9 protein-coding genes are annotated in these 14,199 nt (G+C 45.7%); 4 read left to right on the plus strand and 5 right to left on the minus strand.

Features of this window, described 5'->3' with window-relative positions; translation table 11 throughout:
• Positions 1 to 1,234 precede the first annotated feature (1,234 nt).
• From MSG35_RS21190 to nspC, 3 genes are all read left to right on the plus strand, one after another.
• A complete protein-coding gene (locus tag MSG35_RS21190; RefSeq protein ID WP_248384953.1) occupies positions 1,235 to 4,186 on the plus strand; it encodes a pyridoxal phosphate-dependent class III aminotransferase in 2,952 nt (983 codons plus the stop codon).
• Between the two features lie 8 nt (positions 4,187 to 4,194).
• Entirely contained in the window at positions 4,195 to 5,445 is a 1,251-nt protein-coding gene (locus MSG35_RS21195) for a carboxynorspermidine synthase (protein WP_050621275.1), read from the plus strand.
• A gap of 172 nt (positions 5,446 to 5,617) precedes the next feature.
• On the plus strand, positions 5,618 to 6,751 hold the full coding sequence (gene nspC / locus MSG35_RS21200) for a carboxynorspermidine decarboxylase (protein WP_050621274.1): 1,134 nt from the start codon (positions 5,618 to 5,620) through the stop codon (positions 6,749 to 6,751).
• Between the two features lie 70 nt (positions 6,752 to 6,821).
• Here nspC and MSG35_RS21205 read toward each other — a convergent pair whose 3' ends face one another.
• Complete coding sequence (locus MSG35_RS21205) at positions 6,822 to 7,334, minus strand: ACT domain-containing protein (protein WP_017061000.1); 513 nt, start codon at positions 7,332 to 7,334, stop codon at positions 6,822 to 6,824.
• A 281-nt stretch (positions 7,335 to 7,615) separates the two neighbouring features.
• The gene (locus tag MSG35_RS21210) at positions 7,616 to 8,524 is read right to left on the minus strand and encodes a DUF3943 domain-containing protein (RefSeq protein WP_048607221.1); all 909 of its coding nucleotides are present in this window, start codon (positions 8,522 to 8,524) and stop codon (positions 7,616 to 7,618) included.
• A gap of 210 nt (positions 8,525 to 8,734) precedes the next feature.
• Here MSG35_RS21210 and MSG35_RS21215 point away from each other — a divergent pair, with 210 nt between their 5' ends.
• Positions 8,735 to 9,973: a CinA family nicotinamide mononucleotide deamidase-related protein gene (locus MSG35_RS21215; protein WP_086969564.1), complete on the plus strand. Its 1,239-nt coding sequence runs from the start codon at positions 8,735 to 8,737 to the stop codon at positions 9,971 to 9,973.
• A 174-nt stretch (positions 9,974 to 10,147) separates the two neighbouring features.
• Here MSG35_RS21215 and MSG35_RS21220 read toward each other — a convergent pair whose 3' ends face one another.
• The 3 genes from MSG35_RS21220 to MSG35_RS21230 are packed head-to-tail and all read right to left on the minus strand — an operon-like array spanning position 10,148 to position 14,065.
• A complete protein-coding gene (locus MSG35_RS21220) occupies positions 10,148 to 10,993 on the minus strand; it encodes a DmsC/YnfH family molybdoenzyme membrane anchor subunit (RefSeq protein ID WP_050648578.1) in 846 nt (281 codons plus the stop codon).
• Between the two features lies 1 nt (position 10,994).
• Complete coding sequence (locus MSG35_RS21225) at positions 10,995 to 11,615, minus strand: DMSO/selenate family reductase complex B subunit (protein WP_004733360.1); 621 nt, start codon at positions 11,613 to 11,615, stop codon at positions 10,995 to 10,997.
• Between the two features lie 11 nt (positions 11,616 to 11,626).
• Entirely contained in the window at positions 11,627 to 14,065 is a 2,439-nt protein-coding gene (locus tag MSG35_RS21230) for a DmsA/YnfE/YnfF family dimethyl sulfoxide reductase (RefSeq protein WP_248384954.1), read from the minus strand.
• Positions 14,066 to 14,199: the final 134 nt, after the last annotated feature.

Here is a 14,199-nt window from a genome sequence, read left to right on the forward strand (position 1 = left end):
TACTAGCTCAGTTGGTAGAGCGCAACCTTGCCAAGGTTGAGGTCATCGGTTCGAACCCGATGTATCGCTCCAAATTAAGAAGCCCGAACAGAAATGTTCGGGCTTTTTGGTTTCTGGCGTTTAGCTTTTACGTTTAAGAACTCTTGTTGTTCGAATCCGCGCTAAAAATTCATTTCTATTTTGCCTCAAAATTTCGCAATCAAGTTCGTTTTAAAAGCGAGATTCCCTATGAACTCGTTCCTCGTGCTAGGGAATGACGTAGACACGGACAGATGATTAACTTTTCATTCCTTTATCTGTGTAGTGAACTTTGTTTTCAGTGCGAGATTTTCTATGAACTCATTCCTCGCTCTAGGGAGTGACGCCTTGACCTCAAAGTCTCTCTAGTAACGTTTATAACCCCACGTCGTCATCCTCGGGCGTGAGGAACGATTGAAGCGGGGATCTCTTGCCGCTTGCTGATTAACTTCAGTTTAATCTATTGCATCAGGTAACTTCTTTAATAAAGCCATACATCGACATGTTGTTCGGGACTCCCTATGAACTCATTCCTCGCTCTAGGGAGTGACGCCATGACCTCCAAGCTTCTCTAGCAACGTTTATAGTCCCACGTCGTCATCCTCGGGCGTGAGGAACGAGCGAACCGGGGATCTCTTTCTTAAACGATAGTGTGACGATATTTACAGCAATTCCTTAGCCGCAGCTGCTATTTATCAAGCTATTATTAAAAACTATTGGTCGTTCATTTCACTTTATGTTACTTTCCCGCGCAATCTCGGAATGAACAATGTTCAAGAAGAGCAACGATTGCTTCTGGGGGATACGCGTAGTGACCATTCTTGCTGATTGGGACATTACGTAGGGTAGGTATTGGCTAGTCCTTTAGCTGATAGACGGGATACTTATGGCGCAGTTCGCCATGTTAATGGGAAACCCAACATTGAACACACTAATTACAACATTGCTAATCAGCTCTGCATTTCCAAAGGGACCAGCTCCTCATAGCTGCCCGATCCTGCAAAAATGTCCAATTCTTCAAAACAGTAGCATAACTGAACCTTGAGCTCACGCTAACAATTTATCGCTGTCTTAAGACGGCTTAATTTCGTATTCGTCATTTGACTTATGCGAGCGTACAGCTATATCTCATTTCTAGACAATACGCGTGCTTCACTATGAACTCTCTCCAAATTTAACGAGAGTTGGTGGGTAATTGCGTCTGATGGAGGTGAGTATGAACACATTCAAGGGGACTTTTATGACTACCGCCTTTGAAGTCGATATTAATACTATCGCAAATTCATTTTCAACTATGGTTCCTATCTTAGAGGGAACGTACGACCTAACACCTGACGCTATTTTGCTAGAGCAAGAACAGCATGAGTCGGATGTTCGCTCTTACCCAAGACGCCTGCCTATTGCTATTAAACGAGCATGTGGCGCTTTAGTTGAAGATACTCGTGGCCAACTCTTTCTCGATTGCTTAGCCGGTGCAGGTACACTTTCTCTGGGTTACAATCACCCTGAGATTAACCAAGCACTGAAAGACCAGCTCGATTCTGGTTTGCCATACCAAACTCTTGATATTACGACCCAAGCAAAAGAGACGTTTATCAATCGAGTTAAAGCTTTTCTTCCTCAAGACTTTTCAAATAACTCGGTTCTTCAATTCTGTGGCCCATCGGGAGCTGACGCTGTGGAAGCGGCGATCAAGCTTGCTAAGCAAACCACAGGTCGCAACACCATGTTTGCTTTCCGTGGTGCTTACCATGGCATGACCAACGGCACCATGGGCATGATGGGTAACCTCGGCACTAAAGAGCGTCGTAGCGGCTTGATGTCTGATGTGCACTTTATGCCTTTCCCATACAACCTCCGCTGTCCGTTTGGCATTGGTGGTGAAGCGGGTGCCAACGCGAGCATTCGTTATATCGAGCGTATGTTGAACGATGACGAGTCTGGAATCATGAAACCAGCCGCGATGATCGTTGAACCTGTGCAAGGTGAGGGCGGTGTGATTCCTGCTCCAGCATCTTGGTTACAAGGCTTACGTCGCATCTGTGACGAGCACGGTATCCTACTGATTTTTGATGAAATTCAGTGTGGTGTGGGTAAAACGGGTCATCGATTTGCGTTTGAAGAATCAGGCGTTAACCCTGATATCTTGTGCTTGTCTAAAGCGATTGGTGGCGGACTGCCTATGTCGCTGCTTGTGTTCGATAAGAGCATTGATACATGGAAAGCAGGTGAGCACACCGGTACATTCCGTGGTAACCAGTTAGCAATGGTGTCTGGCGCTAAGGCGTTGGAAATCATCGAGCGAGATGGTTTAGTTGAGCACGCGAACATCGCAGGTCAATACTTACGTCACGGGCTTGAGAAGATTCAATCACGCGTTGGCTGTATTGCCGAAGTTCGCGGTAAAGGCTTGATGCTTGGCGCTGAGATCAAGCAACCAAATGGTGAGCTTAACAAGTTTGGCGAACCACAATCAGACGGCGAGTTAACCCTAGCGATTCAACGAGCAGCGTTAGAGCGTGGCTTGATGGTTGAAAAGGGTGGTCGTGATGGCTCGGTAATTCGTTTCCTTCCGCCAATGATTATCTCTTTTGAGCAGATTGACTTTGCACTCCGCGTAATGGAAGAAGCGATCATCGCAGCTGGTGGTGGCTTACAACAAGACCCAGCTTCAAGCGAACAAGCAAACCAAGAATGGAACAAGCATTTCATCCAGACAGGTTTAGGCGGTAGCGACGAATTTGCTAACGTGATGAACCAAACCACTCAAGCGATGAAAGCGGTTTTTGAACAGGTTGAAACCCCTTATTCGGGTTTAGAACCAAAAGTGCTAGAAGCAGCTATCAATGCTGTCGACCTTGATAACAATCAACACGCTTTGGTTGATGTTGTAGATAGCACTGCAGATCTTGTCGCTGCAAACTCCATCTTCGTGCAACACCCAGATTGTATTGCACACCTTCATACTCCTCCTCTTATGGCTTCGGTAGCAGCGGAATCGATTATCGCTGCGTTGAATCAATCAATGGATTCATGGGACCAAGCATCTGCTGCGACTTACGTTGAGCAGCGCGTTGTGGATTGGATGTGCGACAAATACCAACTTGGCGCACAAGCAGACGGTGTTTTCACCAGTGGTGGCACGCAAAGTAACCTAATGGGTTTATTGCTTGCGAGAGACTGGGTTGCGGATAAGCACAATGGTTATTCTATCCAAAAGCTTGGCTTACCAGAATACGCGAGCAAGCTGCGTATCTTATGTTCAAAGAAATCTCACTTTACGGTTCAAAAGTCAGCCTCTCTACTAGGGCTAGGCGAAGCGGCAGTGTGCTGTGTTGACACTAATGCAAACGGCACTATTAAGCCTGACTTGCTAGACGCAGAAGTGAAAGCGCTTAAAGCTCAAGGGTTAATTCCTTTTGCTGTTGTCGGTACTGCGGGTACTACCGACCACGGAGCAATTGATGACCTTGAAGCGATTGCTGATATCGCAAACCAACAAGATCTTTGGTTCCATGTCGACAGTGCTTACGGTGGCGCACTTATATTAAGTAGCCATAAAGCTCGTCTGAAAGGCATTGAGAAAGCGGACTCTGTCAGCGTTGATTTCCACAAGCTGTTCTTCCAAACAATCAGCTGTGGTGCTGTGTTGCTGAAAGACAAAGCGAACTTTAAGTTCCTACTGCATCACGCAGACTACTTGAATCGCGAGCACGATGAGCTGCCAAATCTTGTCGATAAGTCTATTGCGACCACCAAGCGTTTTGATGCACTGAAAGTCTTCATGACGATGCAAAGCGTTGGGCCAAAGCAGCTGGGTGATATGTACGATCATCTCCTAGAGCAGACGCTTCAAGTCGCCGACCTGATTCAGAAGCATGACGATTTTGAACTGCTTGCTGAGCCGTCACTGTCTACTGTGCTGTTCCGATCGGTGCCTCGCAATGGGAAATTAGAAAACGGTGAGCTAGATTTAGACAAACTGAATCAAACGTTAAGACTGGAAGCACTGACTCGTGGTGTTGCCGTGCTTGGCGAAACGGTCGTCGACGGTAAAAGCGCGCTTAAATTCACTATCTTGAATCCGTGCTTAACGACATCAGATTTCAAATCTCTAATAAACAAAATTCAAACTTTAGCTATTGAGCTAGCAGAACAACAAGGGTAATTAAAACTATGGCTATTCTACAAATTGGTGCAGGCGGCGTTGGTTGGGTTGTTGCACACAAAGCAGCACAAAATAACGAAGTTCTGGGTGATATCACAATCGCTTCTCGCACAATCGCGAAGTGTGAAAAAATCATCGAATCTATCAAGGGAAAAAACAACCTTAAAGATTCAACCAAGAAACTAGAAGCACGTTCAGTAGACGCTGATGATGTTGATGCGCTTGTTGCTTTGATTAAAGAAGTTCAGCCGGATCTAGTGATCAACGCTGGTCCTCCTTGGGTAAACATGGCAATCATGGAAGCATGTTACCAATCTAAAGTTTCTTATTTAGATACATCGGTAGCGGTTGACCTATGTTCTGAAGGCCAACAAGTACCACAAGCTTACGATTGGCAGTGGGGCTACCGTGAGAAGTTCGCTGAAGCGGGCATCACAGGTATTCTTGGTGCTGGTTTTGATCCAGGTGTGGTATCAATCTTTGCTGCATACGCGGTTAAGCACTTGTTCGATGAGATTGACTCAATTGATGTAATGGATGTGAATGCTGGTGACCACGGCAAGAAGTTTGCGACAAACTTTGACCCAGAAACCAACATGCTTGAGATCCAAGGCGACTCTTTCTACTGGGAAAATGAAGAGTGGAAACAAGTACCTTGTCACTCTCGTATGCTTGAGTTTGAATTCCCGAACTGTGGTTCTCACAAAGTTTACTCAATGGCGCACGATGAAGTTCGTTCAATGAAAGAGTTCATCCCAGCTAAGCGCATCGAATTCTGGATGGGCTTTGGTGATGCATACTTGAACTACTTCAACTGCATGCGTGATATCGGTCTTCTTAGCCCTGATCCGCTAACACTGCACGATGGTACTGTGGTTCAGCCTCTGCATGTTCTTAAAGCACTACTGCCAGATCCAACATCTCTAGCTCCGGGTTACACTGGTTTAACGTGTATCGGTACTTGGGTTCAAGGTAAGAAAGACGGTAAAGAGCGCAGCGTGTTCATCTACAATAACGCAGACCACGAAGTGGCTTACGAAGACGTAGAGCACCAAGCGATCTCTTACACAACAGGTGTTCCAGCGATTACGGCTGCACTTCAGTTCTTCCGTGGCGAATGGGCTGATAAAGGTGTGTTCAACATGGAACAGCTAAACCCAGACCCGTTCCTAGCAACTATGCCGGAAATCGGTCTAGATTGGCACGTTCAAGAGCTAGAGCCGACAGCTGGTTTACCTCTGATCCACACTTTGAAGTAATTTCTGGCTCTTTGCCCTCGTCGCGTTGTCCTAGTGACAAGGTCAAAGCTCTGCGAATTCCATTCAAAGTCATATGATTGACGAGAACGTATAATTACAAGCCGATGCTGTTGCGTCGGCTTTGTTCGATTATCATGTGCCTTCGTGAACTCGAGGGCCGCAAGGTATTAACATGCAAAACAACGAACTAAAAACGCCTTATTTCATGATCAACGAAGACAAGTTGATTGCGAACTTAGAGAAAGCCAAGCAGCTGAAAGAGATTTCAGGTGTGAAGTTGGTATTGGCTCTCAAGTGCTTCTCGACATGGGGTGTGTTTGACATCATCAAACCTTACCTCGATGGCACGACAAGCTCTGGTCCATACGAAGTGAAGCTTGGCCACGAAACCTTTGGTGGTGAGACGCACGCTTACAGTGTCGGTTACAGCGAAGATGACGTGAGAGAAGTTGCTGACATCTGCGACAAGATGATCTTCAACTCTCAGAGCCAACTTGCTGCTTACCGTCATATTGTTGAAGGTAAAGCTTCACTGGGTTTACGTTTAAATCCGGGCGTGAGCTACGCAGGGCAAGACTTGGCTAACCCAGCGCGTCAATTCTCGCGTTTGGGCGTGCAAGCTGACCATATCAAACCAGAAATTTTCGATGAGATTAATGGTGTGATGTTCCACATGAACTGTGAGAACAAAGACGTCGATGCATTTATCGGCCTACTTGATTCAATCTCAGAACAGTTTGGCGAGCACTTAGATAAGTTGGACTGGGTGAGCATGGGCGGTGGTGTGTTCTTTACATGGCCTGGCTATGACATCGAAAAACTCGGTCTTGCGCTAAAAGCCTTCTCTGAGAAACACGGCGTGCAGATGTACCTTGAGCCGGGTGAAGCGATCATCACTAAAACAACCGATCTAGTTGTGACAGTGGTTGATATCGTTGAGAACGTGAAGAAAACAGCAATTGTCGATTCAGCAACCGAAGCACACCGTTTAGACACGCTTATCTACAATGAGCCAGCATCTGTATTGGAAGCATCAGAAACAGGCAGTCACGACTATGTGATTGGCTCATGTTCATGCCTTGCGGGCGATCAGTTCTGCGAAGCGAGCTTTGATGAGCCACTTAAGATTGGTCAAAAGCTGCATCTGTTAGACAGCGCGGGTTACACCATGGTGAAACTGAACTGGTTCAATGGTCTGAAAATGCCATCAATCTACTGCGAACGTAGCAGTGGTGAAGTTCAGAAGCTAAATGAATTCGGTTATGAAGACTTCAAACGCTCATTATCACAATGGTCAGTTAAGTAACTGAATCATATCTTCAGAGCAATAAAAAGAGCAGCCAATGAGCTGCTCTTTTTTGTTCAATTTTGTTTATTTAGCTTTCAATCATCACTCGAGTATCTTCACTGAGCGTTTCGAGTTCATTAACTACGTCGTCGATCTGTACTTCGATTGGCAGTTTAACGGCGATTTTTGATGTGAATAGGCTTGAGCTAACACCACCGCCACCTGCGATAAAGACACGATGACAGTCCATATCGAGAATGCTGATCCCTTGTCTATCCAATACATGAGTCACTTCGTTGACGATACCTGCTCGGTCGTTAGAGTCGAGTCTTAAGTGATGGACCGTGTCTTGAACATTGTGCGTATGGTCTGAATCGACAAACTGCACGATGAGATCCGGATTGGCGCTAAAGGCTTCTTTGACAATCGATTCGTTGATGGCTGGAAGTTGAACCTTTAGTACGCCAGCGACTTGGTCTTCAATAAAGTTCACTTTACTGATGAGCCATTTGCCGTCGTTTTCGTGAGTAACCGCAGCAAGCTGTTTAATTGTTGCTGGTGATGCTTTTCCGATAAAGTTTACGATAAATGTACTGTTCATATCAGCCCCCAAGGTTTCAATTATTCTTTGCTAATTAAATGTTTGATATCACGCGATAAAGTTCTTTAATTTCAGTGTAGAAGGTTACATCGAACAATGTTTGACCTAGGTCAATTTTTGAAACTAAGCTTCGATGCAAAAAAAGAGAATGAAGAGTAGGGCACAAAAAAAGCGGCTAGAGAGCCGCTTTTTAGAAGAGTTGTCACTGTGATTGATGATTCAGCAACTTATATTCAGTAACTTGTATTCAATAACTTATATTGAGTAGTACTAGAGACGAATTAGAACGTTACTTTGAAGTTCATACCAACAAACTGAGAGTCGTATGGTGCGCCAGCATCGTAAGCAAAACGTGCAGCGTCTTGGTTATCCCACCAAGGGTTAGTATTCAGGTTCACTTCTGCATCACCGCCCCATGCGTCACTTACCCAGTAGTGAATGTGTCCAACAGGGTTAAGGAAAAATAGCGACACATCACCCATGGTTTGAGAGCCCATCACTTCACCACCTGAAGCAATGATATCTTGCTCTGCTTCTAGCATCATTTCACCGACAACCGCACCGAAGAAAGGTGTGATGAAGAGATCTTGCCATGAAGGTACTTCAGCAAACGCTTCTACGCCGTATTCCCAGAAGAACGTCGACATAGTCCAAGAGTATAAGAATGACTCAAACTCGTCGTAACCTGCGTGTCGGGCTGCGGTGTAGTAAACACCACCAAAATATGGGTGCATTACGTAGTTTAGGAAGTGTTCGTCACGGTCCCATACTGGGCCTTCAGAAACGTTATCTTTCCACTTTTTACCTAATGAACTGATATCACGTTGGTCATCATCCCACTTAGTAATACTTTCAGGGAGTAGAGTCATTAGACCCACTGTCGCGACACTTAAGCCAAGAATGGTGTAGGTTTGACCCATTAGGTAATCCCAATCTTTCTCCTGGCTTACCAACATGTGTTTTGGTTGTTGGATTGAGAAGTCGTACTCATCACTCGATTCGCTCAGTGCGTAATTGGTACTAGGCTTGTAGGTGTACAAGTTGTCATTAAAACAGTAATCTTGAGCACATTCATCCGAGTAAGAAAGGTTGATTGGCTGGTCGAAGTCGTATTGGCTTGCAACCGAGTTAACTGACATTAGCATTGAAAATGCGGCAGTAACCTTTGCTAGTAACGGTGATTTGGCCACAAGGGTCTCCATGAGAAAGTTTGGAATTGATCAGGGTCACAATTATCTATTAAATGCCTGATTTAGGGAACTAATAATTTATAGCTTTTCCTAAGAAAACCTTAGGTTTAACATTATTAATATTAGTGAAAAGGCGAATTGCTCCAAATTCAACCATAGACCAGTTTGTAAATAATGCAGTGTCTTTTTATGACAACAAGGGATAGAAATATGACGAAAATCGCAATGTTAAGCACAGGTGAAGAAGTTCTTCATGGAGACATTGTAGATACAAACGCAGCTTGGATGTCTGCTGAGTTTTATCAGCATGGTTTTGCGCTTGCTAAGCGCTCAACTGTGGGTGATCAAATGAATGCTCTTGTTGAAGAACTACTGATGCTGAGCTTTAACTATGATGTGGTTATCGTTAATGGTGGTTTAGGCCCGACAACCGATGATATGAGTGCTGCAGCCGCTGCAGCTGCTTCCGAGCAGAAACTCGTCATGTTCCCTGAATGGCTTGCTCGTATGGAAGAGATGTTCTCTGGACGTGGCATGCCAATGCCAGACAGCAACCTTAAACAAGCTTTGTTACCTGCGAGCTCAGAGATTGTCGATAACCCTGTGGGGACGGCTTGTGGCTTCAAACTGAAAATCAACGATGCGACTTTCTATTTCACGCCGGGTGTACCGAGTGAGTTCAAACGCATGGTGACGTTTGAGATTCTTCCTGACTTGTCGCGTACCTACCCTCAAGTGGTTGCCTCTGAATGCAGTCGACTGTTTACGTTTGGTTTGTCTGAATCCGGTATCTCTGATGTTTTGGACCAATTAAAGCTGCCAGAAGGTTATGAACTTGGTTACCGCTCTTATCTGCCGTTCATTGAGGTCAAACTGTTTGGTCCTAAGGCAGACTTAGAAACTCGCGTTAAGCTTCTGCAGATGGTTTACAAGCTGCTAGAGAGTAATGTCGTGAGTGTTGATGAGCCGATGATTGACCATATTGGACACATCATGGCGGAAAAAAAGAAGACGTTATCGGTGTCTGAAGTGTCGACCAAAGGTTCACTGTCAGCGTGGCTGCAATTGAATGAGCAGATAGAAGATTGCTTCGGACACTCATGGGTGATGGCTGAGCCAAAAGAGAGCGAACTTGAAAAGAGCGATCCATTAGCCGCGACCTTTGCGCTGGCTGGAGCAACAAGAGAGAAGTGCGGAACTGAATTGGCTTTGGTGACTGGTAAGCTGGAAGGCAACACATTCAGCGTTGCATTGTCGACTGAAGCAGGCGAGTGGGGGCAGGTACTTGAGTTTTATCGTCAGTACTCGCGTAAAGACCAACGCAACGTGATTAAGACCGTTGCCGCCGATATGCTGAGAAGGCATTTAGACAACAAACCGATGTTTGGTACTTATTCTTCGGTTAAGCGATTGAAAGACATGTTTATTCCAGCGGCTATCATTAAGTAGCTATGTAAGCTAACGATGTAAGCGAACTCGCTAAGTCTGTATTAAAAACGCTAGAAAAAACGAAATAAAAAGGCCCAACATCTAAATAGGTGTTGGGCCTTTTGGTTATCTAGCCTTCTAGATAACCAAACAAGCAGCGATGTTTACACGCAACTCATGTCTGTAAGAACTCGATTACAAACCGCTTGTCATATGTAGGCTGTAGAACAAACCACGGCCGATTAACTCTGAAGCCAAGAACAATACTAGTGCTAAGCCAAGGTTAACTGGGTTCACTTTTGCTTTATTCAGCATAGGTAGAATCCAAATCAACAAGCTTGCCATTAGCAGTGCCACTTGAAGAATCACATAGCTACCTAAACCATCGACTAACTCAGACGCTTTTGCCGCTGAAGTTTGGATGTCACCGATTAGGTTCAGTTTTCCTACTGTCACAAGCAAGCTGATAGCAACAGCGATAACAGCCAGCATGGTGATGTTACGGTCAACCGTAAAGCGGCTGTCGTTTGCGAATACAATCACGAACTGAGATAACAGCAAGCCACCCACAACCATCGTCATGATGAAGCTCAGTGGTGTGTAGATGTTGTCCCACGTCGGTACTGTGTTGATCATGTATACGTTGATCATCGCGTACATGAAGATAACACCCAGTACCATCGCGCCAACCATCAGTGCTTTCTGGATAGCAACGCCACCTTTCTTAACTACCGACAGTAACCATTGCAGGCCACCGACAGCGAAGAATGCCGCACCGAAGAACACTTCGTTAGACAACCAAGCCGAACCTAGTTGATTAAAAGCGTTAAACGCGCGCAGTGGAGAGCCAAGATGCGTTGTCGAGAACATGAAGCCAAGACCCATCAGTGCCCATAAGATGAACATTGGAACCTTGTAGCTGTTCAGCTTCTCTTCGTCATGACCAAGTACCAGTGCTCGTGCACCAATCAGTAAGTAACCACCAACCGCAGTTTGCGCTAGCACCGTAAAGAAGATTAAAGACCACTCATGAAAAATCATCTTACACCTCCTTCGGGTTTGCTAAGTGACCACTGGTATCGCCAGTCGGTTTCGCGTTTTTGTTCAGCTTAATCACGATGTTTGGTAGCGTTTCTGTTGAAGATGGCAGTGGAGCCACATCCGCACCAGAGCCGTACTTCTCGCGAAGTGTATTGATTTCACCAAACTCCAATGCACGAAGTGGGCAAGACTCAACACAGATAGGCTGTTTGCCTTCAGAAACGCGTTGGTAACAACCATCGCATTTCGTCATGTGACCTTTCTTAGCATTGTATTGTGGTGCGCCGTAAGGACACGCATTGCTACAGTGCTGACAACCAATACATACGCTCTCATCAACCACAACCAAACCGTCTTCATCACGTTTGTGCATCGCGCCCGAAGGACACACTTTCACACACGCAGGGTTAGTACAGTGGTTACAAGCGATAGAAAGGTAGTAAGAAAAGACATCTTTCTGAACCCAGGTATCGCCATCTTGAGTGAAGCCACCACCGGCGTATTCGTATACGCGACGGTAGTTCGTTTTGATGTCTAGATCGTTATAATCTTTACAAGCAAGCTGACAGGTTTTACAACCCGTGCATTTACTTGAATCAATGTAAAAGCCGTATTGTTTCATTCCAACCTACCTTATGCTTTCTTTAGCGCTTTGATTTGAACTAGGTTTGTATGCTGAGGGTTACCCTTAGCAAGTGGGCTCGGGCGCTGAGTGGTCAGCACGTTGATAGAGCCTGCATGGTCGATCTTCTGACCATCTGGTGCGTACCATGCACCTTCGCCTAGTGCGACAACTCGAGGAAGAATCCTTGGTGTCACTTTCGCTGGAATGTGTACTTCGCCACGGTCGTTGAAAATACTCACCATGTCGCCGCTTTCAATACCACGTTCTTTTGCATCGATTGGGTTGATCCACAACTCTTGCGGTGCGGCTGCTTTGATTTCTGCAACGTTGCCGTAAGTTGAGTGAGTACGAGCCTTGTAGTGGAAACCGGTTAGCTGAAGTGGGTACTTCTCTGCAAGTGGATCGTTATGACCTTCAAAAGAGTCCGCGTAAACCGGAAGTGGGTGAATCACTTCGTCTTCTTTCAGCTTCCAAGTCTTCGCGATATCAGCCAGTTGCTCTGAGTAGATCTCAATCTTGCCACTTGGTGTAGTCAGTGGGTTCGCTTCAGGATCTTTGCGGAAGTCTTCGTAAGCGATGTAGTGGTGGTCGTAGCTACGTTTGTAGATACCCAGCTCTTTCATCTCTTCGAAGGTTGGCAGTGTTGGATCGTTCTTACGAGTTTCTGCGTAAAGGTGCTCAATCCATTGCTCTTGAGTACGGCCTTCGGTGAACTCTTTTTCTACGCCCATGCGTTTCGCAAGCTGAGTACACATCTCGTAGATCGATTTCGCTTCAAACTGAGGCTCAATCGCTTTCTGCGCGTAGATGAAGTAAGGCATGTTCGCCGCTTTACCGTCCATACACCAGTCGTCTTGCTCAGACGTTGTTAAGTCTGGCAGGATGATATCGGCGTATTTCGCTGAAGAAGTCATATGGTTATCAACCACGACAATCATTTCACACGCACTTTCATCTTGAAGAATCGCGTGAGTCTTGTTGATGTCTGAGTGTTGGTTGATGATGCAGTTACCTGCGTAGTTCCAGATCATCTTGATTGGGTTCTTAAGGCGCTCTGCACCGCGAACACCATCAGTGATGTCGGTCATTTCATGGTGACGGTAAATCGCGTCTGTCCACATGAACATTGAAATAGACGTTTCAACTGGGTTTGGCACAGTAGGGAAGCGCACAAACGGAATGTTGATGTCACTTTCACGAGCACCTGTAGAACCACCTGATACACCCACAGAACCGGTGAGTAGCGACAGCATTGCGATTGCACGACACGCTAGCTCGCCGTTCGCAGTACGTTGTAAGCCCCAACCTTGGTGGATAGCACACGGTTTTGCTGTGCCCATTTCACGACCAAGCTTAACGATGGTATCAACTGGAATACCAGTGATCTTAGAAGCCCACTCTGGTGTCTTCTCTACGCCATCTTCACCTAAACCTAGGATGTAAGATTTGTAGTCGCTGTTTTTAGGCGCTGATGCAGGCAGAGTCTTCTCGTCGTAACCTACGCAGTATTTGTCTAGGAACGGTTGGTCGACAAGGTCTTCAGTGATCATCACGTGTGCAAGACCTGCTACCAATGCAGCATCCGTAGAAGGACGAATTGGGATCCATTGATCTTCACGACCACCGGCCGTATCGGTGTAGCGTGGATCGATGATGATCGTTCTAGCGTTTGATTTGTTTTTGCTTTCTACGTAGTGGTGGATCAGACCGCCGCCAGACATACGAGTCTCAGCAGGGTTGTTACCAAATTGGATGTTAAGCTTAGTGTTCTCTAAATCAGAGAAAGAGTTGTTGTTCGCCCAACCACCGTAGGTGTAGCTCAAGCCTTTCGCGATTTGCGCTGTTGAGTAGTCACCGTAATGGTTTAGGTAACCACCACTTAGGTTCATTAGACGAGCAATTAGCGTTTGTGCTGGTGGCCAAGATTTAGTAACCGTACCGCCAAGTGTGCCTGTACCGTAGTTTAAGTAGATAGTGTCGTTGCCGTAGTCTTTGATAAGGCGTTGCATGGTGCCAGCGACTTCATCGTAAGCCTCTTCCCAGCTAATGCGTTTAAATTTGCCTTCACCACGTTTGCCCACACGTTTCATTGGGTATTTTAGGCGATCTGGGTTGTAAACACGGCGGCGCATTGAGCGACCACGTAGACATGCACGAACTTGGTGATGACCGTATTCGTCAGTACCTGTGTTGTCGGTTTCTACGTATTTGATTTCACCGTTTTGTACATGCATACGTAACGGGCAGCGAGAGCCACAGTTTACGGTACATGCACTCCATACGATTTTCTCATCCACATTCTCAGCAACTGCAGCCGCTACAGGTTTGGATTTGAAAGGTAAAGCGATACCGCCCGCAAGTGCGGCTGCACTACCTACCGCAGAAGAAGCTTTCATGAAGCCTCTTCGAGTAAGATTCATTACCCCAGATTCTTTCTTATTCGTCATTCTAAGATGCCTATTGTTATTGATGACTAGCACTTTATAGGTAGTTTTGGTTTTGTCTTTTAATATATAAATGTTGATTGATTAACATCAAATAAGATCGAAATTTAAATCTTATAAATCGAATGTATAAAATA

Source organism: Vibrio sp. 1CM23M, from assembly GCF_023161755.1.
GTDB classification, from domain to species: domain Bacteria; phylum Pseudomonadota; class Gammaproteobacteria; order Enterobacterales; family Vibrionaceae; genus Vibrio; species Vibrio coralliirubri.